Genomic DNA, 26,839 nt, shown 5'->3' with positions numbered 1-26,839 from the left:
AAACCGCAGGAGGAAATGTACGTGCGCCGGACATGCGGAAACATAGCTACCGTTCTCGCACCCTTGCCTAAAAGTATCAAATGAAGGAGGCGAATGCGCGTATCGGTTATTGTGACTACCACTACGTAACGACAGCACAGGAAAAAGCATGCTTGCGCGGCAAAAACGAACAATCGGGTTGATCGAGCGGCTCGCGCCAAACGAGGGATTCACCGCTTCGATGCTGCCCGGAGTCAGCTTCATGCGCTCGAATCGCGCACTGGGTCGCACGCCCGTCCTGTACGAGCCGAGCATCGTTCTCGTCTGCCAGGGGCGCAAACGTGGTTTCCTTGGAGCCGATGTTTACCTTTACGATGCGAGCCACTATCTGGTGCTTTCCGTGCCGTTGCCATTCTCAACCGAGACGGAAGCTACGCCCGAAGAGCCACTGCTCGCGGTCGCACTACGTCTTGATCCGGGTATTACCACGGACTTGATGCTTACGGTCGAGGCAACGGAAATGAGACTGCCTGTGGCGCCGCGCGGCATGTATTCCACCCCGATCAACAATCGGCTTGCGGGCGCGCTGCTGCGTTTGCTGGAGGCGCTTGGCTCGCCGCTGGAAGCCAGGGTCATCGCGCCGCTCGTAGTGCGCGAAATATGCTTCCTCGTGCTGACTGGCGAGCAGGGAGACGCGATGCGCGCATCGCTTGCCACTACCGGGCACTTCTCGCAGATTGCGCGGGCGTTGCGCCGCATTCATGCAGACTACGCTCAGCGTATCAACGTCGATACGCTGGGCAATGAATGCGGGATGAGTGTCCCGACGTTTCACCGCCATTTCAAGGCAGTAACGAATACAACGCCGATTCAATACCTCAAGTCCACGCGGCTGCACCAGGCGCGTCTGCTGATGATTCGAAGCGGGGTGACGGCGGCCGCAGCCGCCGCAAGAGTCGGCTACGAGAGCCCCTCGCAATTCAGCCGCGAATTCAAGCGTTTGTTCGGACGCGCGCCGACGCAAGAAGTCGAGCAGATGAAGGCGTCGTTCGCATGGTCGGAGCCGATGCTCGACGAGATCGGACACATCTCAACCCGGTGAATATCGCCGCGGCGTTTCACCGTCTGCGCCTGACCGTATAGTCGCGCGCAGGTCTGTGCTTGTGGTCGCCATCGGGTCCGAAGCGGACACTCCCAGCGTGCGTATGCATGACTGCATCTGGCCGGCTATTGCCCGATCGGGTCGGCTGTAGCCGATCCGAAGCGGACGATCACCCTACCCAAGCTGTAGCGGCCGCTTTCAAGGTACAACAGACGCTAGTCCACTACAGGGCGCACCTGCTGTCTTGCTTACTGCTCGCCCTCAGGAAAGAAACACCCGCCCTTGCGGACCAACGACTTCATCTCTTCGCTCACCTCCAAGGGGCTTCGATTCAATCGAGCAACGAACTCCTTGTGTCGCCGCATATACGACTTCGAATCGTGCTTCGCGCTCCAAAGAACGATGTTGAGCAGGACGGGGATGAGATCCAGACCCTTCTCGGTCAGAGTATAGAAGTCCTTCCGTCTATCGTCGGGGTTAGGCGCCCTTGCGAGAATTCCTTGCTCTTCAAGGAAGGCAAGGCGGGAAGCCAGGACATTGGTCGCGATTCCTTCTTCCGATTTCAGGAATTCGCCGTACGTTTTCTTGCCAGTGAAAACGATGTCGCGGACGATCAGGAGCGACCACCTGTCGCCGAAGATCTCCACGCCGTAGTTCACTGCGCAATGGGACCGAACGTCTTCTTTGCACGTCGTTTTCATGACTGGATCTTAACATCGCTTGCAAGTTACAAGTGAATTTTCTTAGTTTACTTGTATTTTGCAAGTAAGATGGCTAGCATCACCTGTACGTTGAGTGCGGTTGTTGGATCGAGCCAGCACCCCACGAACAGTCAACCCCATGACAGCAAGGAATTTCGAAATGAAAATTGGTTTTATTGGCGCCGGCCCTGTCGCACAGACGATCTCCAAACACGCTCTATCGATTGGTCACCAGGTTGTACTTAGTAACTCGCGTGGGCCTGAGTCGCTCGCTGAGCTTGTGGCGGAATTGGGTTTCGGTGCCGCCGCCGGAACGGCGCAGGAGGCTGCCGAGCAGGACCTCGTCGTGCTTGCCACCAAATGGTGGAACGTGCAGGCAGCGTTGTTTTCAATCGGCAACTGGAAGGGCCGGATCCTGGTGGATACGACCAACCGCGTTGCCAGCATTCAGCCTTTGATGCTAGGCGACACCGCCGGTCGCACGTCGAGCGAGATCGTCGCCGATCTCGCGCCGGGAGCGAAGGTCGTCAAGGCGTTCAACACTGTTCCGATGTCCTGGATCTCGGACTTTTCGCCGTCGAAGCGCAAGACCGCGTTCTTCGTGTCCGGGGACGATGCGGACGCTAAAAAGCTAGTGAGCGACCTGATCGAGGGGATCGGTTTCTACAGCCTCGATCTCGGCTCCCTCGCGGTTGGCGGCAGGCTCCAGCAAACCGGGGGACCGCTCGTGGGCGTCAATCTTACGTTCAATGAACGGTTCGTCTTACCTACGATTGACTGACCGGTTGGGGCAACGACGTTGTCGGCGCTGCTCCGGGTGAATGTCGTGTATTGGCCGCCTGGCGCCCGACGACAGGGCGCAACGAACATCTCCGGGCGGGCACGCGATGCAACAGGCATAACATGACCCATACCCGACTCTCAGGTGCCGGCCTCGATGAGGCGGCTACAGATCGCTTTCCAGTCATTCACACCTTTGCACCAGCGAAGTCAACTTTCACCTCTAGCGGATGCGTACTTGCGACCCTCACGGGCCTTGCTCGGCCGTAAAAGCGCGGCGGCCGTTCAACCGGAGAGCGCCTCGGCAACATGAAGACGAAGAACCGTTCAGCGGGCTGCAAGCTAACCGAAACTTCGAATGCGATGCCGGATGAGTCGATATATCTCCGCACAATCTCTAGCAGCGCTGCCCGTCACCATCCAAAAAAAGATCGACCATTTCCTGCGAAAAGTTCACGGCGTGTACGTCCTGCTGTATCTCCGCCACGCCCCGGCCGTAACGTGCTTCGGCGCGGGAGCTGATCAGCGTGCCGGGTTTCTCGCGTGCTGCCTCGGGCACATCAACCTCCGCGATACATGGGATCGATGCTGTCGCCACCCGGGGCGCGCTTGCCGGACTGCGACCTGGCCGACGCGCTGCCGCTGACGCCGCGATGGTTCTTGTGAACCACGCTGCTGTAGGGCGACGGCGTCGCTTGACCGCTTTGCGTTGGTGGCGCTCCGCTGTCGGAGCGAGAGTCGGATGCAGGTACGTAGGCGCCTGCGAAAGCAGGCGCAGCCAGCGATGCTGAGCATGCGACCAAAAGGGCGACGAGAGTTTTCGCGTTCACGGGAACTCCAATGATTGAGTTGCGGACGTTGCGCGAGCAAGCCCCACCGGAGATGGCAGTCGTGCCCCTCAGGCGTTGGTGCCGCCGTCGACGGTGAGGCTTGCGCCGGTGATGTAGTCGGCCTCGGGGCCGGCGACGAACGCCGCCAACGCGGCGACGTCGTCGACGTGGCCGAACCGCTTCAGCGCGGTGTTCGCGATCTGCGGCGCGGCCCAGTCGCCGGCCGCGGGGTTGCGATCGGTGTCGATCGGCCCCGGCTGGATGTTGTTGACCGTGATGCCGCGGAGGGCGACCTCGCGAGACAGGCTCTGGGTGAACATCTTCACAGCGCCCTTGGTCGCGGCGTAGGTCGCGAGGGCTGGGATCATGTTCATGTTCCGCTCGCCGACGCAGGAGCCGATCGTGATGATGCGGCCGCCTGCCTTCAGGTGCTTGAGCGCGGCCTGGGTGGCGACGAACACGCCGCGCAGATTGATGCCGATCACGCGGTCCATCTCCTCCAGCGTGGTCTCCTCGAACGGCTTGGGGATGAGTGTGCCGGTGTTGTTCACCAGGATGTCGAGCCGGCCGAAGGTGGAGACGGTTTGTTCGACCGCGGCCGTGACGGCCTTCGCGTCGGCGGCGTCCGCCTGGATCGCGATCGCCTCGCCTCCGGCGCTTTCGATCTCCTTCACCACCCGGGCGGCGGCGTCCGCTCCGCTAATATAGGTAATCGCCACCCTGGCACCGTCGGCGGCGAGCCGCCTGGCGATCGCGGCGCCAATGCCGCGCGAACCGCCGGTGACGAGGGCGGTCATGTTGGTCAAACCGGCATTCATATTCGCGCTCCTAAAAAATATCGCTTCCGTGACTCTATGCACGTGTGCATCCTTGCCATGAGACCTCGTACATAGCGGGTCTCTAACGGAGAACAGTCAGATTGGACAATCTATTCCGGATTTGCCGCGATCAGGACGATGGTTACTGTCCCTGTCTATCTGGCACCGTATTGTGTTGAAGCTAGTCGAGTCTTTTTCTGGAATTCCATAAATGCTTCAGCGTTTCACGCTACGACCCGTAAAAATGAAGGAAATCATTTGGATTCCTGATCGCATCGGATTGACTCAAGGTAAAAGTCAAACGGGCCATTAGCGCGCTACCCTGCAGGATCGGAGATCGTCAGCTGGCGTCGACCCAAGCGCAAGCTGGAAACTTCCGTCCGCTGATGAATGACAGAAATAGAGTAATGGCTGCCTGCGGGAATGATATTCCCCAGATCCTTCATAAGGCTCATTCCCGAAGACAATCGATCGCTGGATAGAAGTGACCGAACTACACGTTGAGCTCGACGAATGGCCTACATGGCTGGGTCGGAGCTTCGACCGCCGAGCGGCGAATGAACGGCTGCGGATGTTTGCGCTAGAAGCTGACCACCCAGGCGATGTGCAAAACAGGGAGGCGGCCATGCTGTTCAACGCGTGCAAATTATGGTTCAGCCGGAAGTCGACGGCCGCTTCTCTTGATACGCCGAACTTTTTCTTCAGCAAGGCCTTCAATCCGTCGTTGCAATCGTCGTACGCTTTTTGGCGACAACGCCAGCCGCGCTGTTCGCCCCGCCTCAACTGCACCGATGGGCGCTTCGGTCACTTAGGGGTGGCGAAAAAGGAGCTAGCGAACATCGACGAGGAGTCGTGGTATCACCCTGGCAGGGCAACAGGAAACTAGCACTCCGCTGACCTCAATCGCCAATGATTCAAGGAGATTGATCCACGGGAACCAGCATCATCGCCTTACCGCCCAATTTCGGCGCAAGCTTCTGCTGGACTGCAACCACTGCTGGAAGCGGGCGCCATGCCACGGTCATGCTATCGACGAGGCCCGCATCGTTTAGATGCATGTGATCCATGCCGTCGATCACTTTGTCACCGAGTCTGATCGTGAAAACGGCAACAAAGTCAGCCCCGTCGCGCAGGAGAAGCTTCGGCTCGAAGGCGTCCACAACGCCAAGAAGCTGGGTGAGCACTTTCACCACACTTTCCCTCCCTTCGAAGGGAGCGGGAGCGATTGGGCTGCGCAGGACGACGCTATCTGCCAGATGGACCTTGGTCCCTTCGACGTCGCGTCTGCCCATGGCTTTGAGGTAAGCGTCGAGATGTTCAGTGGTGGCCATAAAGATTCTCTCCTGATAGAACCGGCGCGAAGCGCGTTCGGTTGCCGAAACTCTGGTGCCTGTGGCGTTCGCTTACTCCACACAGATGCGCCAGCATTTGAAAAAGCGCGGCCGATACCTCCTACGGGGGGCAAACCGCCTCTTGAATCCATAGTAATGCGATTGACTCAGCGTCACTAACGGGGGTAGCGTTCACATCAACCATGACAAAAATGTCACTAGTGCAACATCTGGGAGTCCATCGTGGAGAGTTTGAGTGCCCTGGGAGGGCTAGAGGTCTTTGTCCAGACCGCGCAGACCCGGAGCTTTGCCGCAGCGGGGCGAAGTCTCGGGGTCTCACCATCAGCCATCAGCAAAAGCATTTCCCGACTTGAAGAGCGCGTTGGCGTGCGGCTGTTTCAACGCAGCACGAGGAGCCTCCGCCTTACGACCGAAGGCGAGGTATTCCTGGAAAGGTGCAGACGAATCTTCGGGGAGGTTCAGGCTGCGGAAGATGAGCTCAGCGCAATGGCACAACACCCGCGAGGGAGGCTAAGGGTGGGACTGGCACTTTCGGCGGGGCTGCCACTGCCCGTGCTTTCAGCGTTCATGGAGCGCCATCCCGAGATTGAACTCGATCTTGATTTCACTGATCGACTGGTCGATGTAATCGATGAAGGGTTCGACGTAGTCATTCGTGGGAGCACGCTTCGAGATTCGCGCCTGGTGTCTCGCCCGCTGGGTCCCTGGCGCGCCTGTCTGGTGGCCGCACCAGCGTATCTGGAACGAATGGGGACTCCCACGAAGCCGGATGACCTTTTGAATCACGCATGTCTGCACTATCGCTGGACACCTACTGGAAAACTGTATCAATGGCCGCTGCGGCATTCAACATTCACGGCAGCAGGCTCGTCGCTGCCTTTGACGATGGTGTGCAACAGCCTGGACGTCATGCTTTATTTAGCTCTGGCGGGGCGCGGGATCGCATGCGTGCCTGACTTCTCTGTCAAGAATGCCGTCGCTGGTGGACGCCTGAAAACCGTGCTGGACACCTATGTGGCGGACTCCAACACTATTCACGTGGTGTGGCCCAGCAATCGGAAAATGACGCCAAAGGTGCGCGTTTTCGTGGATTTTGTGCGCGCCAATTTTGGCAAGCACCTGGTCACTGAAACGGATGACCGGAAGCGACAAAGGGTTAGGCCGCACACTTGAATACGTCTCGCTTCAGCGGAGCGGTGCTCGATGGTGCTTCGCCCGCGAGCGCTTCGCGCCGCCGACCGTTCGACTGAGATCACGCCATTTCGCTAACTCTCATCTGAGCGTAAACGTAAACCACAGCAATTCGTGCGAGGTTCGCTGCGGGCGAACGCACGCTCGCGCGAGACAGGCTGTTCTACGACCCGACTGTGCAGTCGACCGAACTGAGCGCGGGATACCCGCCGAATGCCATCCGGCTATGAGCCGCCGCATGAGGCACGGAATAAACCGGCTAGCGAACTGTTGTAATAAGCACCTGATACCCGGTCGCGACAGAGGCTTTGAGTCCGACAACTCGTGGAGACTTTCATGGCGGCAAAAATGTGGAGCTTGTTTCGCTGGATTCCCAAGCAGCACGCATCCACCGCGGTGGAGGAAAAGCTCATGTCGCATAACGGGTCAGCGCTGTGGGTGTTTGACCTTGAACAATCCTATCGGCCAGGGCAGGCAATTTCTGGTAATGCCTGGTTAGTGGCCTACGATCTCGACGGAACTGCCGAAACCAACATCAAAAATCGTCAGCATATCGATTTTGAGTCGGCAGACTTCCGTGGGGAGGCGGCTCATCCCGCGGACATCATCATCAAGGAAAACGAGAAGGGTGCCTATGGTATCGGGCGAATGCGCCAGAGCACCACGAAATTTCACGTTACCGCCCGGTTCGCCACGAAGAAGGAGGTCGCCCAGGCGCTCGGCCTGAACGTGAAGGAAGTTGCCGATGGTTATCGTCCAGGCAGGACCTGGCCGACGTGAGCTTTCAGGAGGCTGTCGAAGCCACCAAAGTGACGCGCTGTCACGCCGGCACGGTTGATCATGCAGGGGCTTTGCGGCGAGTGTCTGTGTTCAGGCCGATGACGGTTGGCGCGACGATCCGCAACGACATCGATATTGAGAGCAAGCGTGCAGTCAGTATGTCCGCCTACCGCGCTCAGGGAGGCATGCGACTCTACTCGCCCGAATCTCACTCGATACACTCGCCCCCAGCCGCGGCGAGATGCACGCCGCCACCGCGAGCAGCGCGAAAAGCAAAATCGAAGATGCCAGCACGGCTAACCCCGGGCCGCATGCTGCACTGATCAATGAGGCCACCAATGCGGAACTGCTGACCTGAAAGAACCTGACTAGCCCAGAAGCGGTCGCAGCATGTCCGTGCGTGCCCGTGACGGCACCCGATACGGCAAGTGAAAGCGACGAGCCATTTGCGAGGCTGACCAGGCACATCGGGAGGATCACTGCCGCGACGCTAGTGACGCCGCGCGTCGCGACGGTGGCGAACGCCAGTCCGCCCAGTACGAAACACGCGACGCCGGCGGTGACGATCCGGTCATATGTCCAGCGATCAAGCCATCGCCGGGCCAGCAAATTTGCCGCGATGATGCTTGCGGTCAGGGGCAGATACAGCCAGCCGCTCTGCGCCTCGCGCAAACCGAGGCCTGCGAATACGAAAGGCGACTGCGTCAGGTAGACGAACCAGGCGCAATAGATTGCGCAGACGATGACGGTATAGCGTCGAAAGGTACCGTCGCGGAGCACCTGCGCAAAGCCCGCGAGTGGCGCACGGTGCTTCCTGTCGTGCGGCGGGAGCGTCTCCGGCAGCAGCATGATCGCCGTCAGCAGCGCTATGAGTGCGAATCCCGCGACGAAGAGAAAGTCGGCGTACCAGCCGAACGCCGATGCCAGATAGCCGCTGACCGCCGGAGCCAGCGCCGGCGACAACGATACCAGCGGATAGACGACGGCGTAGACCTTGGCGGACGCCTGCTTGCTGCACGTGTCGGCGATGCACGCTCGACCGATAACGAGGCCCGCTGCGGCGCCGGCGGCACGCATCGCGCAGCTATGTCGCGCGGCGGGGCGAGCCTAAGCCTGGCGGCGAATTTGCAGGACACGACCTTGCGGTCTACCTGCCCGGCGTCACGAAGCGTCAGCAGGAAACGCTCGTCGGTGAGTCGAGAGCGCAGGGACGTGTCGTCGCGGAGCTGGATTCCAGCCTGATGCTCGGGGCGTTCGTGCGGGCCGGTCTCCCACTGGGTGAGTTGCCCACATATATGGCGCAGCGATATGCGGAGCTTGTACGGATCTGGCCGACCCGGCGAAGGCACTCGCCGTATAGGCGTGGATGGTATTGCACGCGGACCTCGCGCGCACGGCGCGGGTCCGTGTCGTAGTCGACGCGCTCGCCGGGCAATTCAACCTTTGATTAGAGCGCGTATCAAGTCAATCGAGGCTTCGGCGACTGGAGCGATCGCTTCCGCGAAATGCGGTCGGCTGAAGTCGATCCGGAGCCGTCGTTGTCGCCATGCGCACGTAGACGCGCAGCACCTCGTCGTTGTCGCCCGGACGGCTGCCTTCCCAGTACAGTCGCCAGCCTCCGGCGGGCACCTGTGCCTGCGTAGGTCGACCCTGTTCGATAAGCCAGGTGCAGGAGGTGGCCTGAGTGTCCGTGGTGGGCACGTGCATGACACCCGCGAAGTAGTAGAGCATGGGCGCCTCGGATTCGCCCAGCCCGCTGCTCGCCATGCAGTCGCCGGCTTTCCAGGTGCTGTTCAGTTTGGCACGCAGATCCTCGAACGGTGCGCGATAGCTCTTCGCGACGTCGAGCCAGGGGAGCAGCAGCGTGCCGACGAGCCCCCATGCGACGATGGCGCCCAGGCACCAGCTGAATGCGCCGCGCCAATTGCCCGCTGACCTGAGCAGGGGCAGCAGCAATACCCACCCGAGCGTGAGGGCGAGCGCCGCGATGATCAGCTTCGGCTGAATTGGCATCACCCATTCGAGCGGTAGCCAACGGCCAAGCAAATGCAGGACACCATGGGTGTCGGGGGAGGCCGTCATCGTCCACCATACCGCCCATGCAAGCACCACGAACGAGCCGAACACGATACGGCTCGTCATGTCCCACGCGAGGTGCACCCGCTGCGGCAGATAGCGGACTCCCTGCATGGCCAGCAGGGAGAGCGGGGCGATGAACGGCAAGATGTAGAGTTCTCGCACTGTCGCCGATGCCTGCAGTACCGCGAAGCCGATCCCGGAAAACAGCACAGGCAGCGCAACTTCCGGCTCGCGTAGACGTCGCCATGCGCCGCCCGCAAGCGCCACGAGGGCGAGCGGGACGACCGGAAAGCCGACTGTCAACGCCGTGCGCAGCACAAACAGGTGCCCGACGTTTTCCGAGCCAAGTTCCGCTACCGAAAAGCCGAAGAAGCGGCCGATGTTGTTGTCCCACAGCCAGATCCTGAACAGCGTTTCGGAGCGCAGATAAAGGCAAAGCGGCCAGATCAGCGCGAACGGAGCGAAGTACAGCGCCGAGCGTGCCAGTGAGCGCGCAAAACGGGCGCTACGGCACGCAGGGTAAAGCAGCATCGCGGCGCAGGTGGTCGCACCGAACACCAGCGGCACGAACAGGCCCTTTGCCAGAAAGGCGATGCCGACGCCAACGCCGAACAGTGCCGCGGCATGCCGGGCAGCGGGGCCTTGCATGCGGGTGTCCTGGCAATCACTGGTCGCTTGCTGTGAAGCTGTGGAATCTGGCCATTCGGGTGCAGCGTTGCAGTCTCCATCAGGATAACGATGCAATCCGCCGCCCATCAGCAAGTGAGCGCAGACAAGATCGTAAAGCGCGCAGAATGCCAGCGCAGCGCCGGCCATCAGCGCGACGTCCGTCATCATGTCGTGGATATGCTTGACGACCACCAGCGTGCTGGCGAAGAGCGCGAGCATTCCGGGCACGCGCAGGTCGGTCCAGCGGACGGCGCCGGTAGCGCGCCGGGCGAGACGTGCCGTGCAGGCAAGCGTGAGCGCTGCGAATACGACGCTCGCGAGACGGGCCGCGTCGTGCAGCGGGAGAAACCGGCCGAACATCCAGGCGAGTGAGGCTGCCACCCAATCGTAGATGGGCGGCTTTTCCATGAAGGGCTGACCGGCGTTGGTCGGGACGACCAGATCGCCCGTGTCGAGCATGTGTTCAATGATGCCGAAGGTGTAGGTTTCGTCCTGCTTCCACGGATCGTGGCCAAGCGTGCCGGGCAAGAGCCACGCGCAAACGAGCGCGAGCGCAAGCAACCCGAGGAATAATCGTGAAGTCGCCAATGCCCGCAAGCCTTTGCGGGTACCCGGTAATTCCGGGGGCAACGGAATGACGGGCGCCGCCGGCTGGCTGCCCGTGGTCAGATCCCAAAGGTGCGGCACGTCGAACTGCGCCACGCCATCGGAGACGGAAACCTGTTCGATGCCAACTTCCGCGACGCCGGCTTCATCCTTGCTCTCCTGCATGTAACCTCTGCTCCCGGCGCGCGACTATCTGGTCAGCACCTTTCGTTATGGCCGTCGACGGGACAGCTGTCACGGACACGATTGTATGCGCGGATTATTACCAAACATTACAGATGGATGTAGCGTACTTGAAAGGTGCGTTTCCTGGCGTGAGCGGCGGGAAGTGGCGCGGGGAGAGCAGGCATTTACGGGGAAGCGGGCTATGCAACAGGATAACGGAGCAAGCGGTTCTGTATATCTTGTTTATTTGCATTCCTAATAATAAATTTGGCAGTGACGCCGTGCAGCCAACCTCGCGAGATTCCTGGCACCGTTTAGCCAGTCAGGCGACGCATTACCGGCGCAATGAGGCGATTCGGGGCACGACCGCTCCGTGGTTTCCGAAATCAGTTGCTGGCATTTTGTCAGTGGGAACGGCCGATGCGCCGAAATAGCCAACTGTATGGGAAATAGCGATGAGCCGCGTGCTGCTGGCTGACGACGATACAGCCTTTCGTGATGCGCTTCAGACGTTGCTGGACGACGCCGGGCACGAAGTCTCGACCGCCGGGAATGGCCTGGAAGCGGTTTCGGCGGCCCTTGCTGCCACGCCGGAGGTGATTGTCTCAGACGTGCACATGCCCATTCTCGAAGGGCCAGACGCAATTTCCATGTTGCGAGCTATCCCACGGTTTTGCGATGTCTCAGTCATCCTCATGTCCGGAGACGACACAGGTGCAGGTATTGCTGTCGAAGGTTTTCTCCATAAACCGTTTGACCCAGGTGTGCTTCTCGACACCCTTGCGAGCCTTCCACGGCGCAAGAAGTGGGGAAGTGCAAGCGCGCTTCCACTGGCGCATAACGCCGTGTGCCGGGTGGGCGCGACGTCGGCAATAGCGAATCGGCAGCATCAGCGCGTTGTGCACGCCGTCGAACTGGTGGCTGACCAGGAGCGCCGGATATCCGGGCTTGAACGGCGCGGTGTCGAGACCGCGCTGGCAATCGACTTGTACGAGATCATGGTCTGTAGCGTTGCGACGCTGAGGCGCTTTGAGCAGATCACGGTGGACCCGGATCCTTCCGCCCCATGCTGATCTTGCGCTTGGGCCGTGGCAATCAGCGTACTATGTTACGCGCCTATAGCGGACGTACCGGCCTTCGCGCAGTTCGGGGGATACGACAGCGATTTAAGCGCTCGATTCATTGCCAGGTCTTTATCGCCGCTGCGGCCATTGCGACGGATATGGGCATGCGAATTGCGCCTCGCGCCGATACGGCGGCGAGGACGCCGCCCGCCAATTGCGGAGGGGAAAGTCATGAGGCCAACCGTGTTAGGCGTGTACGACAGCTACACGAATGCGTGTTCGGCGCAGCGCGCACTGGGCGAGGCTGCGATAGCGCAAGCGGATATTGCCATCTACTCGATATCGGTTGATGCTCCCCGCGAAAAGGGGCCACGTGTCTATTTACAGGGCGCTATCGATACGCACCACCACAAGAAAGTCTTCGATCGACTGGAGCAGTTGTTCGCGCGCATCTTCACGAAAGGAGCGTATCCAGCGGATGCGGAGGATTACAGGGAATTCATCCGTCGCGGTGGCACGGTAATCAGCGCCGATGTTTCTGAATCGCAAGTCGATCAGGCGATTGACACGATGCTCCGCATGGGCGCTGCCGACATCGAGGAGCGCGCCAACGCGTGGCGTACTGGTTCTGCGAAGGTGCAAGGTCAGGAACCTGCGGCGCATCCGGGCAGCGCCATGACCGGCGAACGCGCCAGGCCGCACGAAGCCACACACGGATGGCAAGGCGACACGCGGGCCGCATCGGCGGCGCGGCCGACGCCTTCCACGGGCACCCCTGCAGGGCGCGGTGCGACCGCTGGCGTGGAAAAGCAGCCGCACGCAGCGGGTGCGTCGGAAGCCGGGTTCGCGCGCACGAATCCTGATGCCGGCGTCAAGGCGCACACCGCGCAAGCGCACGACGGCAACGCCGCTGCATCAAACGCCCAGCGTCCATCGGGGACGGGCTTCATGGGCGACCCGGGACTCGGCAGCCAGCACGACGACCAACAGCCGTACGACAATGAATTTAGAAAGGACTACGACGCACATTATGCGAATACGGGTGCGTCATACGACGAGTATCGACGTGCCTACTCACACGGCGCCACGCTCGGACGCGACGAGCGGTTTCGCGGGGCCGACTGGCAGGGCGTGGAAGCGAGTGCGCGCGCGAACTGGGAGTCGCGATATCCGGAAAGCGGATGGGAGCGCTTCAAGACGGCTGTGAGGCACGGTTGGGAACGTGTCAGGGGCGGCGGCTAGGCTAGAACTCGAATACTTGTCACGAGGTCAACGGCGCGCCTGGATCTGAAAGCATCCACAGATTCGATGCGCGCTGATGGCAGGGCCACATTAGTTAAGACTCCTACCATTTACACGGACAAATCGACGTCGAGTTCTGGGGTCATGGCGCGCGAGGTCTGTAGATATCAATCAGCCTGTTCCGGGCACAGCAAGTTGTGCAATTCACGTTTGCTGGATCGGGCGTCGTGGGACCAGAAGCCTTTTATCTGCCTGGACTGGAAATGCAGGTTGCCAGTCCTGCCCTGTTTCAAGCCCGCCAACGCAGGCAATGCTTGCGAATTGAAAGGTGGGTATCCGCACTTACCCCAAGGAAAAGACGCTGGTATTTCTCTGCCGGGCGTACTACGATTGCGCCAAATGTTACCGGTTACAGTAAACGGTAACATTGCTGTGAGCAAAACCGCGCTCCAGCCCGGCGCGGCCGGAAGCGACCATTATTAATAGAACAGGAGACACGAGATGAATCTGGCCACCAACGTGCGAAGCCGCTCCAGGATTCGCTGGTGGGTTGCCGGCCTCATGTGGGCGGCGATCGCGATCAACTACATCGACCGCACGGTGTTGTCGGCGGCGGCGCCGCGCATCCAGTCGCAATTCCATCTGAGCGCGGTCGAAATGGGTGTCGTCATGTCGGCGTTCTTCTGGTCGTACGCGCTGCTGCAATTGCCCGCGGGTTTACTCGCCGATCGTTTGGGCCAGAAGAAAGTACTGGGTTTCGCCGTGCTTTGGTGGTCGCTGGCGACGGCGGCCACGGGCGTCGCGAACGGTTTCAAGTCGCTCGTCGCGTTGCGCGTGGCGCTTGGCGTAGGCGAGGCGGGCGCGTATCCGAGCAACGCAGGCATTGCGTCGAAGTGGTTTCCGCGCAGCGAGCGCGCGACGGTCGCGGGTATTTTCGACAGCGGTTCGAAGCTCGGTGGCGCGATCGCGCTGCCGCTCATCGCCGCGATGCTCACGGCGTTCGACTGGAAGATCACGTTCGCGCTCACCGGTTTGCTCGGTCTGATCTGGTACGTTGTGTGGCAGTTCACGTTCAGTGATTCGCCGCGCGATCACAAGCGGGTCAATCCCGAGGAACTCGCGCACATCGAGAGCGATTCACTGGCCGAGCGCAGCGACAGGGAGGCGAGGCCACCGCTGCGCAAGCTGCTCGCGCATCGCAACATCTGGGCGATGTGTATCGGCTTCTTCATGATCAACTACAACTCGTACTTCTTCATCACCTGGCTGCCCACGTATCTCGTGAAGGCGCGTGGCATGACGATGATGGAAATGGGCTGGATGGCGTCGTTGCCGCTGCTCGTCTCGATTGTGGTCGAGATTTTCGCGGGCTGGGCGTCGGATCGCGTGTTCGCCTCGGGCAAGCTTTCGCTCACCGCCACGCGCAAGCTCTTTCTCGTGATCGGCTTGCTGATGGCATCGAGCATTGGCTTCGCCGCGTTCGCCGATTCGGCCGCCGTTGCGGTGCTGCTCCTGTGCATCGCGAAGTCGGGCACGACCGTGGCGGCTTCGCAGGTCTGGGCGCTGCCGGCCGACGTCGCGCCGCGCAACGCCGTGTCGATGGTGGCGGGCGTGCAGAACACGGTATCGAACATCGGCGGCGTGGTTGGCCCGATCGTTACGGGCGCGATCGTCGGCGCGACGGGTTCGTTCGTGCCCGCGCTCGTAGTGTCGTCGGCGCTGATCGGCGTGGCGATCGTCAACTATCTGTTCCTGCTGGGCAAGGTCGAGCCGATTCGTCTCGACGGTGCTTCGACGCAGCCGCAGGCGCGCGAGTACAGCAACGCCCCGTAATTCCACCGAATCGACCTTCGTTGTGTCGATGGAAGCATTCCCGCTGATCCCCTCAAGCCGGAATCCGTAGTACTCCTGTAAATATTAAAACCAGACAGGTCACCTGTATGAAAAAAGCACTTTTCGCAGCGGCCGGGCTTTTGTCCGTCGCACCCGTCGTGGCGCAGGCCCAGAGCTCCGTCACGTTGTATGGTCTCGTCGACGCCGGTATCGGCTACGTCAACAACATCAAGGGCGGCTCGGCGTTCCAGCTGACGAGCGGCCGCTTGAGCGGCAGCCGTTGGGGCCTGAAAGGCAACGAGGATCTCGGCGGCGGCCTGAGCGCGGTGTTCACGCTCGAAGGCGGTTTCAAGCCCAGCGACGGCACGGCGGCGCAAGGCGGGCGTCTGTTCGGCCGCAGCGCGTTCGTGGGCATTGCGAAGAGCGGCATCGGCACGTTCACGCTCGGCCGCCAGTATGAACCGCTGGCGGATCTGGTCGCGCAATACGCGGGTCCGGGCACGTGGTCGCCGTCCACGCACGTGGGCGACAACGACAACCTGAACCAGACCTTCCGCATCAACAACGCGGTGAAGTTCCGCAGCGAAACCATCGCGGGCTTCACCGTCGACGGCATGTACGCGTTCAGCAACCAGGCGAGCGGCTCGGCCGGGCAAGGTTTCGGCAACAACCGCGCATGGGGCATCGCCGCGAACTACGTAAACGGGCCGCTCTCGATCGGCGGCGGCTACGTGCTGCTCGATCATCCGAACACGACAGCCAACACGAGCGGCGCGATCGGCGGCGCATCGAGCACGAGTGGCGACGACTACAGCGGCGGGTTCTTCTACAACCTCGACGGCGGCGTGGCCCGTCAGCAGATCGCGGTGGCCGGCGCAAACTACAAGATCGGCAGTGCGATTGCGGGCTTCGCGTTCAGCCACACGGAACTCAACTACAACGACGGTTCCACGCGCAAGTTCAACAACTACGACGCGAACCTGCGCTACCTGCTCACGCCGGCCACGACGCTGATCGGCGTGTACACGTTCACGGACGGCCGCGCGAACGGCCTGCCGGGCACGGGCGGCGCGACGCTCAAGCCGAAGTGGCATCAGTTCACGCTGGGCGTGGACTACGCGCTCTCGAAGCGTACGGATGTCTATCTCTCGGGCACGTATCAGCTCGCGGCCGGCGACGCATCGACGCGCGTGGGTTCGTCTTACAGCCGGATCGCGGCGATCGCGTATGCGGGCGGCGCGTCGTCCACGAATCGTCAGGTCGACGTGTTCACGGGCATCCGCACGAAGTTCTGAGCGCGCTCTCACGCGCTAAAAGCAAAAGGCCTCGCGAGGTTTGCGAGGCCTTTTTGCGTGGTCATCGCGACGCGATGAATCTCAGGCCGAGCCGCGCTCGATCAGCGTGAAACCGACGTCGACTTTCGCGCGCTTGCTCGTGCCGGTCTCGATTTTCTCGATCAGCATGGACGCTGCCAGCTTGCCGATCTTCGTGCCGTCGATGCGAATGGTCGTGAGCGCCGGGTCCGTGTCGGCCGCGAAATTCTGGTCGCCGTAGCCAATCACCTTGAGGCGCCCCGGCACGTCGAGCCTGCGCGCATGGGCTTCCATGAGCACGCCGAGCGCCATGATGTCGGCGCCGCAGAAGATCGCGTCGATCTGCGGATGTTCGTCGAGCAGCTGCGCGAGCGCGCGCCGGCCGTCGCCGAGATGCGCGGGCGAGGGCACGGCAGCCACGGGAATCTCGCGCTCGCTGCCGAAGGCTTCGATGAAGGCGTCGGCACGCAGCTTCGCCCGGCGATCGCCCGGCGTGACGATGGCCGGATGCCGCGCGCCGCGCTCGCGCAGGTAGCGCGCCGCCGCTTCGCCCACGCGCGTGTGCGAGAAGCCGATCAGCATGTCGAGCGGCGAGCGCGTGATGTCCCACGTTTCGACCACGGGAATGCCGGCCGCGCGCAGTTTCTGCCGCGATGCCTCCGAGTGGATCACGCCGGTGAGCACGATGCCTGCCGGACGGCGGCCGATGATGGCGTCGAGCAGCGCCTCTTCGCGCGATTCGTCGTAGCCGCTCTGGCCGAGCAGCAACTGATAGCCGGCCGTTTCCAGCTCCGCGGTCAGGGCGGCGACGGTTTCCTGGAACACGCTGCCCGCCATCGCCGGGATCAGCGCGACGACGAGGTGGCTGCGATTCGAGGCGAGCGAGCCCGCGATCAGGTCGGGCGTGTAGCCCGTTTGCCGCACGGCTTCGCGCACGCGTTCCAGCGTTTCGACCGAAACGAGTTCGGGATTGTTGAGGGCGCGTGAAACCGTGACCTTCGTGACCCCGGTCAGTCTGGCCAGATCGCTGAGCGTGACCCGGCCGGTGTTCCTGCGGGCACGCCGTGACGCGGTGCCGGCGGCGGGCGGGGCGAATTCTGTCGAGGTCTTGGTCACGGGCGCGGGCGCTCCTGCTGCAAAAAGGTGTTGGCAATTATCCCAAATCTGTACTACGATGACACCTATGTTACCGGTTACATTAACCGGTAACTTTGTTCCAGAACGAAAGGCGGCGCGTTCCCCGGCGCGGCCAGCAACCATCTCGCATGGGACCGGAGCAGGTGCCGCTGCGCACCCTCTGGATCGTCAGCGGAGACAGGCGAATGCTCCAGTCCAACAAGTCCTATCACGGGCCGTTGATCCGGCTCAACCCGAACGACAACGTCCTGATCGCGCGCGAGCCGCTGACGATCGGGCATCAAGTCCCGATCGAAGGTCAGGCGATTCGCCTGCGCGCGCAGGTCGCGGCGGGCCACAAGGTGGCGGCGCGGCGCATTGCGTCGGGCGAGCCCATCCGCAAGTACGATACCGTGATCGGCGTGGCCGCGCGCGACATCGAGCCCGGCGACCACGTCCACACGCACAACATCACGCTCGTCGATTTCGACCGCGATCCGGGCTTCGGTCTCGACGTGAGGGCCGTCGACTACGTCGCGCCGGAACAGCGCGCGACGTTCAGCGGCATCGTGCGGCCCGACGGCCGCGTCGCCACGCGCAACTTCGTCGGCATCATCGCGTCGGTCAACTGCTCGGCCACGGTCATTCGCCATATCGCCGACTACTTCACACCCGAGCGCCTGCGCGATTATCCCAATGTCGACGGCGTGGTCGCGTTCGCGCAAACCAGCGGCTGCGGCATGTCCTCGCCGAGCGAGCACTTCGACGTGCTCCGCCGCACCATCGCGGGCTACGCGCGTCATCCTAACCTGGGCGGCGTGCTTATCGTCGGGCTGGGTTGCGAGCGCAACCAGGTCGGCGATCTGCTCGACTCGCAAGGACTGAAGACCGGCAAGGCCGTGCACGCGCTGGTGATGCAGGATACGGGCGGCACGCGCGCGACGATCGAAGCCGGCATCCAGGCCGTGCAGGCAATGCTGCCCGCCGCGAACGACATCGTGCGCACGCCGGTGCCTGTCAGCCATCTGAAGATCGGTCTCGAATGCGGCGGCTCGGACGGGTTCTCTGGCATCACCGCGAATCCCGCGCTGGGCGCGGCGATGGACCTGCTCGTGCGGCACGGCGGCACCGCGATCCTCTCCGAAACGCCCGAGATTCATGGCGTCGAATACATGCTCACACGCCGCGCCGTGTCGCCCGAAGTCGGCCAGAAGCTGCTCGACCGGCTCGCGTGGTGGGAACGCTATACGCGCGGCCAGAATGGCCAGTTCAACGGCGTGGTCGGGCCGGGCAACCAGCAGGGCGGTCTCGCCAACATCTTCGAAAAGTCGCTCGGTTCCGCGATGAAGGGCGGCACGACGCCGCTGCAAGCTGTGTACGAATATGCGGAGCCGATCGATCGCGCGGGCTTCGTGTTCATGGATTCGCCCGGCTACGATCCCGTCGCGGTGACAGGCCAGATCGCGAGCGGCGCGAACCTGATCTGTTTCACCACGGGCCGCGGCTCCATGTTCGGCTCGAAGCCCGCGCCGACGCTCAAGCTCGCGAGCAACACGCCCATGTTCACGCGGCTCGAAGAGGACATGGACATCAACTGCGGTCTCGTGATCGACGGCGAACGCACGATCGAGGAAATGGGGCAGGACATTTTCGATCTGATCGTTCGCGCGGCTTCGGGCGAGCGCACGAAGAGCGAGCTGCTCGGACTCGGCGATAACGAGTTCGTGCCCTGGCACATGGGCATCGTGAGCTGAAGGCGCGTAATGCGCGTCTTGAATCGACATCAATAGAACAGGTAGGGAGACAGCAGATGCTCAAATCTGCGCAACGGCATGGCCGCTCGAAGATGCGCTGGTGGGTCGCGGGCCTCATGTGGGCCGCGATCGCGATCAACTATATCGATCGCACGGTGCTATCGGCGGCGGCCCCGAAAGTTCAGTCGGAGTTTCATCTCGACGCGATGCAGATGGGCATCGTCATGTCGGCGTTCTTCTGGTCGTATGCGCTGCTGCAATTGCCCGCAGGCCTGCTCGCCGATCGCCTGGGCCAGAAGAAAGTGCTGGGTTTTGCGGTGCTCTGGTGGTCGCTCGCGACCGCGATGACGGGCCTCGCGAGCGGTTTCCGCTCGCTGGTCGGTTTGCGCGTGGCGCTGGGCGTGGGCGAGGCGGGTGCGTACCCGAGCAACGCCGGTATCGCCACGCGCTGGTTTCCGCGCAAGGAACGCGCGACCGTCGCGGGCATTTTCGACAGCGGCTCGAAGCTGGGCGGCGCGATCGCCTTGCCGCTAATCGCGTGGATGCTGGCCGCGTTCGACTGGAAGATGACCTTCGTGCTCACGGGCCTGCTCGGCATCGTGTGGTTCGTCGCGTGGCTGGTGAGCTTCACCGATTCCCCCGCCGATCATCCGCGCGTGAATGCGGCGGAACTCGCGTACATTGAAAGCGATAAAGGCGTGCAAAGCGCGCAGCCGCCCGTGCGTCCGCCGTGGCGCAAGCTGCTTGCGCACCGCAACGTGTGGGCGATGTGCATCGGCTTTTTCATGATCAATTACAACTCGTACTTCTTCATCACGTGGCTGCCCACGTATCTGATGAAGGAGCGCGGCATGAGCGTGCTGCAAATGGGCTGGATGGCCTCGTTGCCGCTGCTCGTGTCGATCGTCGTCGAGATTTTCGCGGGCTGGGCCTCGGATCGCGTGTTCGCGAGCGGCAGACTGTCGCTCACGGCAACGCGCAAGCTGTTTCTCGTGATCGGGCTCGTGATGGCGTCGAGCATCGGCTTCGCGGCGTTCGCGCATTCGGCGCTCGTGGCGGTGCTGCTGCTGTGCATCGCGAAGTCCGGCACAACGGTCGCGGCCTCGCAGGTGTGGGCGCTGCCCGGCGACGTCGCGCCGCCCAATGCGGTTTCGATGATCGCGGGCCTGCAAAACACGGTATCGAATCTCGGCGGTGTGGTCGGCCCGATCGTCACGGGCGCGATCGTCGGCGCGACCGGCTCGTTCGTTGCCGCGCTGCTGTTCTCGGCGGCGCTGATCGGCATTGCGATCGTCAACTATCTGTTCCTCCTCGGGAAGGTGGAACCCATTCAATTCGGCGACCCCTCACAGGAGACACGCATTCATGAACCCGCAGACTTCAGGGCTTAATCCTTTCAAGGCGGCGCTCGCCGCGCGCAGGAAGCAGGTCGGCTTCTGGCTTTCCATGGCCGATCCGTATCTCGCCGAAGTGAGCGCGACGGCGGGCTTCGACTGGCTCCTCATCGACAGCGAGCACGCACCCAACGAGTTGCGCACGATCCTCGCACAATTGCAGGCCGTGGCGGCGTACCCGGGCGAGCCGGTCGTGCGCCCCGTGAACGGCGACCCGGCGCTGCTCAAGCGTCTGCTCGATATCGGCGCGCGCAACCTGCTCGTGCCGATGGTCGATACCGCCGACGAAGCGCGCGCGCTCGTCGCTGCCGTGCGCTATCCGCCGTTTGGCATTCGCGGCGTGGGCAGCGCCGTGGGCCGCGCGTCGCGCTGGAGCCTGCGTACCGATTACCTCGATATTTCGGATGACGAAGTGTGCCTGCTCGTGCAAGCCGAAACGGCGACGGCGCTGGGCAACCTCGAATCGATCTGCGCGGTGGACGGCGTGGATGGCGTGTTCATCGGGCCGGCCGATCTCGCGGCTTCGATGGGCCATCGCGGCAAGGCCACGCATCCCGAAGTGCAGCAGGCGATCGACGGCGCGATCCGCACGATCGTCGCGTCGGGCAAGGCGGCAGGCACACTCACGTCCGACCCGGCGCTCGCGCGTCATTACCTGGAGCTCGGCTGCACGTTCGTCGCGACGGGCGTGGACATCCTGATGTTCGCGAACGCGGCGCGCAAGCTCGCGCGCGATTTCGCGGACGTACGCACAGCGGACTAAGGCCCCGCGCGGTCGGTTCGCCGGTCACGCCGGTCGCGACGGTCTAGCGGTTCACGATATCCCCTGTAGAAAGGAGCACGCAGTGAGTTTGGAGTTGACGCGAGGCGAACTGCTTCGACAAGATAATTTCATCGACGGCCAGTGGATCGCCGCCGCCGGAGGCAACCGTCATGCCGTGATGAATCCGGCGACGCAGGACACGCTCGCGCAGGTGGCCAACAGCAGCGCCGCCGACGCCCGCGCCGCGACGGACGCGGCGAGCCGCGCCTTGCCCGCCTGGCGCGACAAGCTGCCCCGCGAGCGGGCGCACGTGCTCAACCGTTGGCACGCGCTCATCATCGAGAACACCGAGGATCTGGCGCGCCTCATGTCGATGGAGCAGGGCAAGCCGCTCGCGGAGGCGCGCGGCGAGGTTGCATACGGCGCGTCGTACGTCGCGTGGTTCGCCGAAGAGGCGACGAAGGTCTACGGCGACATCATTCCGCAGACGCAGCGCGGCAAGCGCATGAGCGCGATCAAGGAGCCGATTGGCGTGGTCGCCGCGATCACGCCGTGGAATTTCCCGCTCGCGATGATCGCGCGCAAGATCGCCCCGGCGCTCGCGGCAGGCTGCACGGTCGTGGCGAAGCCCGCCGAGGACACGCCGCTTACGGCGCTCGCGCTGGCCGCGCTCGCGCAGGAAGCGGGCTTGCCCGACGGCGTGCTCAACATGATCTCGGCTGCGCGGGACGAAGGCATTGCCGCTGTGGCCGACTGGCTCGCCGACGATCGCGTGCGCAAGATCACCTTCACGGGCTCGACGGCAGTGGGCAAGCATCTGGCGCGCGAATCGGCAGGCACGCTCAAGAAGCTCTCGCTGGAACTGGGCGGCAACGCGCCGTTTATCGTGTTCGAGGACGCCGACCTCGACGCGGCCGTCAACGGCCTGATGGCGGCCAAGTTCCGCAACGGCGGGCAGACCTGCGTGTGCCCCAATCGCATCTACGTGCATGAATCGGTGTACGAACGATTCGGAGATCTGCTGGCGCAACGCGTCGCTGCGCTTCACGTGGGACCGGCAACGGACCCGAAGGCGCAGATCGGCCCGATGATCAACGAGCGTGCGATCGACAAGATCGCAAAGCACGTCGAAGACGCCGTGGCGAATGGTGCACGCGTACTCACGGGTGGCAAACGGCTCGCCGAACTGGGGCCGAACTATTACGCGCCCACCGTGCTCGCCGATGCGACCGACGCGATGGTGCTGTGCTGCGAAGAAACGTTCGGTCCTGTCGCGCCACTGTTCCGCTTCGCGGATGAGAATGACGTCATCAGGATCGCAAACGACACGCCTTTCGGTCTCGCGGCTTACTTCTACACAAACGACGTACGCCGAATCGATCGCGTGGCGCGAAAACTGGAAGTCGGTATCGTCGGCATCAATGAAGGCGCCGTGGCCAGCGAAGCGGCGCCCTTCGGCGGCGTGAAGGAGTCTGGCTATGGGCGCGAAGGCTCGAAGTATGGCCTCGACGACTATCTCAGCATCAAGTATCTGTGCCAGGGCGGGCTCGACTGAAGTTGACGGCGCGCGGTCCGGTATGCGGAGACCGGCCGCGCGGCCGAATGGCTCGATGACCTGACCGCGGTGCTACTTGCGACGAAGCGCCTTGCCATTCGCCGACGTCGGTTTGCGGATGTTGTCCGCCCAGGCGACGGACAACCGCCTCCCCCGTTAAAAGCTTGACGGACTGACTCAGGGCGTGAAGCGGCCGGTCGTGCGCCTCGTGCACGCTCATGGACTGTTGCACGGTTACGTGGGCAAAAGGCCCGCTTTTCGATAGCTTTCGATGAGTGCGTCATAGAGAGAGATATCGGAGCGGCTCCTCGCGATGAGCTGAGCGCCGGCGATGGCAGCGAAGATAGCGCGAGCCCGCTGTTTGCTCTCCCGGGAACCGACCACGGCCGCTGCGGAGAGAACCTTGCTCAGCCACGCCACATTTACGTCAGCAAAGGTCCGGACTTCTTTCATCACGACTTCCGGCAGGTCGTCAGTTTCGGCGGCCATGAAGCTGCATAGGCATATGCGATTGCCGGTCTCGAGCGCCTTGCGGAAGGTGTCTGGATAGTGCCGAAGGCAGCGCAGCGGGTCCTGCGATCTGGCCAGCATGTCATCCAGAGCCGCCGCCGAGTCCTCCCAGTAACGCCTCGCTACCGCTGCGCCGAGATCGGCCTTGCTTTCGAAATGGTGGTAGATGCTCGCGGCCTTGATGCCAACCTCGTCTGCGAGATCGCGATAATTCAAACCGCCGTAGCCGTGCGCCTGCGCGAGCCTCGTGGCGGCCGCCAGGATTCTTTCCCTCGAGTTTGAACTCGCGTCGTTGCTCACTGCTTCAGCCTCCGTAAACGGGAAAAAGGTGTTGACACCGCGTATTGTACATTTTATGGTTAACCTAACAAACGATAGGTAGGTTCGTGGGCGATGTGTCTTCACGCCGCCCGATCCGATGCAGCCGACTATGGAGCGCCCCGGCAATGACTTCCCGTACTGTCAATTTCGACGCAACCCAGGTACCCGTGATGAAGATCTACGACTTCCCGACAGGGCCGTATCCGACACGCGTGCGCGTCGTCCTGGCTGAAAAGAGGCTGCAATCGCGCGTCCAGTTCGTGATGGTCGATCTTTACAAGGGGGAGCACAAAAAGCCCGAGTTCATCGCCGGCAAGAACTATTCGGGTACGCTGCCGGTGCTCGAACTCGATGACGGAACCTGTATTGCCGAGTGCACCGCCATTACCGAATACCTCGACGCGCTCGATGGCGCGCCCACGCTCACCGGTAGCACACCGCGCGAAAAGGGTGTGATCCACATGATGAGCAAGCGCGCCGAGTTGGAGCTGCTCGACGCCGTCAGTGTCTATTTCCATCATGGCACGCCGGGGCTGGGCCCCAACGTCGAGACGTATCAAAACCCGGAGTGGGGGTTCCGTCAACGCGACAAGGCGCTGAAGGGTATGCGCTACTTTGATGCCGTTCTGCAAAGCCAACCCTATGTCGCCGGCGAGACTTTCTCGATGGCCGACATCACCGTCATCGGCGGTTTGATCTTTGCGGCGCTTGTGAAGCTACCGGTGCCTGCGGAGTGCGAGGCACTTCAAGCCTGGTACGCAAGAATGCTGGAGCGCGAGAGCGTAAGGAGCCAGCCGGTGTTTGCTGCCCTGGCCCGGGCGTCACGACTGACCGGGACGGATCAGTGATGCAACGAAAGCGGCGACCGGTTAGAACGGCCATTCGTTACACGCATGTGCCAGGGCGGGCTCGACTGAACGTCGACCGTCTCACCACCTGAGGCAAACGACGGACCGGTCACGCGCGAAGTGCGCGTGGGCTGAAGCGGCCCTGCTGGCCTGCGCGGCGTGCAGCATCGATCAAAGCTGCACAGGCCGGCGAGTCGGTCCGAGGAAACGCGTAAAAACGGGCAACTGGCAATGCGGGCAGTCCTTCCTTGCGACCCAACAAGCGCAAGCCTTCGACTCGCTGACTATCGGCGATGACCGTCACTGCGAAACCCGAACTCGCCGCCGACAGGCAACCTGCCATGCTACTGCTCTCGAACACCAGGCGCCACGCTCGACCGGCCTTGTTGAGTGCGGTGATTGCGGACTCGCGATAAATGCAGGGATCGGGGAAAACGGCCAGCGGCAGCGGCTGGTCGAGATCCAGATCGGCGTCTTCCGCGTAGGCCCAGACTAGCGGCTCTTCCCACAGCAGCGTGCCGCCTTTGCCGACACGGCTGCATTGCTTGCCGAACACGAGATCGAGACGACCGCGCTCCTGCTGGCGCAACAGATCGGCCGTGATGCCGACTCTCAGGTCGATTGTCGCTTCGGGATGCCGCTGGCGAAAACGCTGCAGGACCTTGGGCAGCCAGGCGCCCGCAAAATCTTCCGATGCACCGACTCGCAGCAGCCCGCGCAGCGGCGTGCCGCGTAGTTTCGCGCGGACCTCGCGTTCCAGATCCAGGATATTGCGGCCGTAGGCGTACAAGGTGTCGCCGGCCTGCGTCAATTCCATGTGGCGAGTCGTGCGGGTCAGCAGGCCAACACCGACGATCTGTTCCAGGCGCTTGATATGTCCGCTCACGGCCGAAGGGGTCAGCGACAGACGCTCAGCGGCCGTGGCAAAGCTGCCGCTGTCCACGACTTCAAAGAAGGTTCGCAGCAACACGGTATCGAGCGGAGCACCGTCGGCAGTGGGCAGAATGTCCATGAGATTATTCAACACGAAAAATCACCAATGATTCGTGATTATTCACCAATCGGCACGAGGCGTCGAGCTATCGTGGGACTTCCCTGTTTGCACGAGGAATACGATGAACACCTACCGCCACGCCGCCACCGGGCGGCTCGATATCGCCTGGCTCGAATGGAACCCGCAGGGAGCGCGCACCGCGGTGCTGCTGCACGGCTGGCCGGACAGCCCCCAGTGCTGGAAGAACGTCGCGCCCATTCTGGCCGATGCGGGTTACCGCGTGCTCGCGCCGGCGCTGCGGGGCTTCGCGCCCACCCGGTTCCGCGATACGGCCACGCCTCGCAGCGGCCAGTTGTCCGCGCTGGGCCGCGATCTTCTGGATTTCCTCGACGTGCTGGGCGTTGAGCAGCCAGTATTGGTCGGCCACGATTGGGGCGCACGCGCGGTCGCTAATGCGTGCGGCCTGCGAGACGGCGTGGCTTCTCATCTGGTGATGCTATCGGTGGGATACGGCACCAATGATCCGAACCAGCTACTGACCCTGCAGCAGGTGCGCAATTACTGGTACCACTGGTTGATGGCGACGCCGCGAGGCGCACGCGTGGTGCGGGACGAACGTGAGGCTTTCGCCCGGCAGATGTGGGATACCTGGGCGCCGGCCGGCTGGTATGCGCCGGCCGACTTCGACGAAGCGGCACAGGCATTCGAGGGCGACGATTGGGCAGAGGTCGTGCTTCATAGCTACCGGCACCGTTGGGGCTTTGTCGACGGCGACCCTGCCTATGCCGGAGATGAGGCGCGTCTGAATCCCGCGCCGAGGCTGTCGGTTGCAACGTTGGTGCTGCACGGCGGCGCGGACACCTGCAACCATCCCGAGAGTTCCCGCGGGCGGGAGTCTTTTTTCCTTGGGCGGTATGAGCGGAAGGTACTCGATGGCGTAGGCCACTTCCCGCAGCGCGAAGCGCCAAAGGAGGTTGCCGATGCGATTCTGCGGTTCTGTCGATAGGAGTTGAGCGGAGCGTGTGAGCGTTTGGCGGTTGGGGCTGATCGACCCGTTTGAGTCACTCAGTCAACATGAGC

Annotated in this window: 24 protein-coding genes; 15 read left to right on the top strand and 9 right to left on the bottom strand. The window is 62.4% G+C overall.

Features of this window, described 5'->3' with window-relative positions; all coding sequences use genetic code 11:
* Positions 1-148 precede the first annotated feature (148 nt).
* Positions 149-1,081 carry an AraC family transcriptional regulator gene (locus tag A3CW_RS0121975; RefSeq protein ID WP_028205492.1) on the top strand — a complete coding sequence of 311 codons (933 nt, stop codon included), beginning with the start codon at positions 149-151 and terminating at the stop codon, positions 1,079-1,081.
* Positions 1,082-1,329: 248 nt separating this feature from the next.
* Here A3CW_RS0121975 and A3CW_RS0121970 read toward each other — a convergent pair whose 3' ends face one another.
* Positions 1,330-1,782, bottom strand: a complete 453-nt coding sequence (locus A3CW_RS0121970) for a winged helix-turn-helix transcriptional regulator (RefSeq protein ID WP_028205491.1) — start codon at positions 1,780-1,782, stop codon at positions 1,330-1,332.
* Positions 1,783-1,942: 160 nt separating this feature from the next.
* On the opposite strand from A3CW_RS0121970, the gene A3CW_RS47155 reads away from it, so the two are divergent.
* On the top strand, positions 1,943-2,563 hold the full coding sequence (locus A3CW_RS47155) for an NADPH-dependent F420 reductase (RefSeq protein ID WP_051481626.1): 621 nt from the start codon (positions 1,943-1,945) through the stop codon (positions 2,561-2,563).
* Between the two features lie 396 nt (positions 2,564-2,959).
* Here A3CW_RS47155 and A3CW_RS52455 read toward each other — a convergent pair whose 3' ends face one another.
* Both A3CW_RS52455 and A3CW_RS0121955 read right to left on the bottom strand, forming a co-directional pair.
* Positions 2,960-3,121, bottom strand: coding sequence for a hypothetical protein (locus A3CW_RS52455; RefSeq protein ID WP_154678003.1), 162 nt, complete (start codon positions 3,119-3,121; stop codon positions 2,960-2,962).
* 339 nt (positions 3,122-3,460) lie between these two features.
* Positions 3,461-4,210, bottom strand: coding sequence for an SDR family oxidoreductase (locus A3CW_RS0121955; RefSeq protein WP_028205490.1), 750 nt, complete (start codon positions 4,208-4,210; stop codon positions 3,461-3,463).
* Positions 4,211-4,694: 484 nt separating this feature from the next.
* On the opposite strand from A3CW_RS0121955, the gene A3CW_RS53375 reads away from it, so the two are divergent.
* Positions 4,695-5,096: a hypothetical protein gene (locus A3CW_RS53375; RefSeq protein ID WP_154678002.1), complete on the top strand. Its 402-nt coding sequence runs from the start codon at positions 4,695-4,697 to the stop codon at positions 5,094-5,096.
* 28 nt (positions 5,097-5,124) lie between these two features.
* Here the strand turns inward: A3CW_RS53375 and A3CW_RS0121945 are convergent, their stop codons facing one another.
* Positions 5,125-5,541: a nuclear transport factor 2 family protein gene (locus tag A3CW_RS0121945; protein ID WP_028205488.1), complete on the bottom strand. Its 417-nt coding sequence runs from the start codon at positions 5,539-5,541 to the stop codon at positions 5,125-5,127.
* 252 nt (positions 5,542-5,793) lie between these two features.
* Here A3CW_RS0121945 and A3CW_RS47150 point away from each other — a divergent pair, with 252 nt between their 5' ends.
* Both A3CW_RS47150 and A3CW_RS0121930 read left to right on the top strand, forming a co-directional pair.
* Complete coding sequence (locus tag A3CW_RS47150) at positions 5,794-6,735, top strand: LysR family transcriptional regulator (protein ID WP_051481635.1); 942 nt, start codon at positions 5,794-5,796, stop codon at positions 6,733-6,735.
* A gap of 354 nt (positions 6,736-7,089) precedes the next feature.
* Positions 7,090-7,533 (top strand): hypothetical protein, encoded by a 444-nt coding sequence (locus A3CW_RS0121930; protein ID WP_028205485.1) that lies wholly within the window; start codon positions 7,090-7,092, stop codon positions 7,531-7,533.
* Positions 7,534-7,686: 153 nt separating this feature from the next.
* Here the strand turns inward: A3CW_RS0121930 and A3CW_RS47145 are convergent, their stop codons facing one another.
* Together A3CW_RS47145 and A3CW_RS47140 are read right to left on the bottom strand one after the other, a co-directional pair.
* A complete protein-coding gene (locus A3CW_RS47145) occupies positions 7,687-8,610 on the bottom strand; it encodes an MFS transporter (RefSeq protein WP_245623713.1) in 924 nt (307 codons plus the stop codon).
* Positions 8,611-8,997: 387 nt separating this feature from the next.
* The gene (locus A3CW_RS47140) at positions 8,998-10,983 is read right to left on the bottom strand and encodes an ArnT family glycosyltransferase (RefSeq protein ID WP_211254076.1); all 1,986 of its coding nucleotides are present in this window, start codon (positions 10,981-10,983) and stop codon (positions 8,998-9,000) included.
* 524 nt (positions 10,984-11,507) lie between these two features.
* On the opposite strand from A3CW_RS47140, the gene A3CW_RS50285 reads away from it, so the two are divergent.
* The 4 genes from A3CW_RS50285 (at position 11,508) to A3CW_RS0121900 (ending at position 16,486) form a co-directional block, all read left to right on the top strand.
* Entirely contained in the window at positions 11,508-12,125 is a 618-nt protein-coding gene (locus A3CW_RS50285) for a response regulator (protein WP_051481624.1), read from the top strand.
* Between the two features lie 162 nt (positions 12,126-12,287).
* Positions 12,288-13,358: a hypothetical protein gene (locus A3CW_RS0121910; protein ID WP_245623712.1), complete on the top strand. Its 1,071-nt coding sequence runs from the start codon at positions 12,288-12,290 to the stop codon at positions 13,356-13,358.
* Positions 13,359-13,859: 501 nt separating this feature from the next.
* Positions 13,860-15,191, top strand: coding sequence for an MFS transporter (locus A3CW_RS0121905; protein WP_028205483.1), 1,332 nt, complete (start codon positions 13,860-13,862; stop codon positions 15,189-15,191).
* Positions 15,192-15,298: 107 nt separating this feature from the next.
* Positions 15,299-16,486 (top strand): porin, encoded by a 1,188-nt coding sequence (locus A3CW_RS0121900; protein ID WP_028205482.1) that lies wholly within the window; start codon positions 15,299-15,301, stop codon positions 16,484-16,486.
* 81 nt (positions 16,487-16,567) lie between these two features.
* Here the strand turns inward: A3CW_RS0121900 and A3CW_RS0121895 are convergent, their stop codons facing one another.
* Positions 16,568-17,620, bottom strand: coding sequence for a LacI family DNA-binding transcriptional regulator (locus tag A3CW_RS0121895; RefSeq protein ID WP_028205481.1), 1,053 nt, complete (start codon positions 17,618-17,620; stop codon positions 16,568-16,570).
* A gap of 206 nt (positions 17,621-17,826) precedes the next feature.
* Between A3CW_RS0121895 and A3CW_RS0121890 the strand changes: the two genes are divergently transcribed.
* The 4 genes from A3CW_RS0121890 (at position 17,827) to A3CW_RS0121875 (ending at position 23,086) form a co-directional block, all read left to right on the top strand.
* On the top strand, positions 17,827-19,374 hold the full coding sequence (locus tag A3CW_RS0121890) for a UxaA family hydrolase (RefSeq protein ID WP_028205480.1): 1,548 nt from the start codon (positions 17,827-17,829) through the stop codon (positions 19,372-19,374).
* Between the two features lie 56 nt (positions 19,375-19,430).
* Complete coding sequence (locus A3CW_RS0121885; RefSeq protein WP_028205479.1) at positions 19,431-20,765, top strand: MFS transporter; 1,335 nt, start codon at positions 19,431-19,433, stop codon at positions 20,763-20,765.
* Entirely contained in the window at positions 20,740-21,531 is a 792-nt protein-coding gene (gene hpaI, locus A3CW_RS0121880) for a 4-hydroxy-2-oxoheptanedioate aldolase (protein WP_028205478.1), read from the top strand. Before A3CW_RS0121885 ends, hpaI begins: the two co-directional genes overlap by 26 nt.
* Positions 21,532-21,613: 82 nt before the next feature.
* Entirely contained in the window at positions 21,614-23,086 is a 1,473-nt protein-coding gene (locus A3CW_RS0121875) for an NAD-dependent succinate-semialdehyde dehydrogenase (RefSeq protein ID WP_028205477.1), read from the top strand.
* Between the two features lie 234 nt (positions 23,087-23,320).
* Here A3CW_RS0121875 and A3CW_RS0121870 read toward each other — a convergent pair whose 3' ends face one another.
* Positions 23,321-23,896 carry a TetR/AcrR family transcriptional regulator gene (locus A3CW_RS0121870; RefSeq protein ID WP_028205476.1) on the bottom strand — a complete coding sequence of 192 codons (576 nt, stop codon included), beginning with the start codon at positions 23,894-23,896 and terminating at the stop codon, positions 23,321-23,323.
* A 146-nt stretch (positions 23,897-24,042) separates the two neighbouring features.
* Between A3CW_RS0121870 and A3CW_RS0121865 the strand changes: the two genes are divergently transcribed.
* Positions 24,043-24,765 (top strand): glutathione S-transferase, encoded by a 723-nt coding sequence (locus A3CW_RS0121865; RefSeq protein WP_035513499.1) that lies wholly within the window; start codon positions 24,043-24,045, stop codon positions 24,763-24,765.
* 109 nt (positions 24,766-24,874) lie between these two features.
* On the opposite strand, the gene A3CW_RS0121860 is transcribed toward A3CW_RS0121865, so the two are convergent.
* Positions 24,875-25,777 (bottom strand): LysR substrate-binding domain-containing protein, encoded by a 903-nt coding sequence (locus tag A3CW_RS0121860; RefSeq protein WP_035513495.1) that lies wholly within the window; start codon positions 25,775-25,777, stop codon positions 24,875-24,877.
* Between the two features lie 103 nt (positions 25,778-25,880).
* On the opposite strand from A3CW_RS0121860, the gene A3CW_RS0121855 reads away from it, so the two are divergent.
* A complete protein-coding gene (locus A3CW_RS0121855) occupies positions 25,881-26,765 on the top strand; it encodes an alpha/beta fold hydrolase (RefSeq protein WP_028205473.1) in 885 nt (294 codons plus the stop codon).
* Positions 26,766-26,839: the final 74 nt, after the last annotated feature.

Origin of the sequence: Paraburkholderia nodosa DSM 21604 (assembly GCF_000519185.1) — a bacterium.
Lineage (GTDB): Bacteria > Pseudomonadota > Gammaproteobacteria > Burkholderiales > Burkholderiaceae > Paraburkholderia > Paraburkholderia nodosa.
This window is presented reverse-complemented; position numbering and strand designations above follow the sequence as displayed.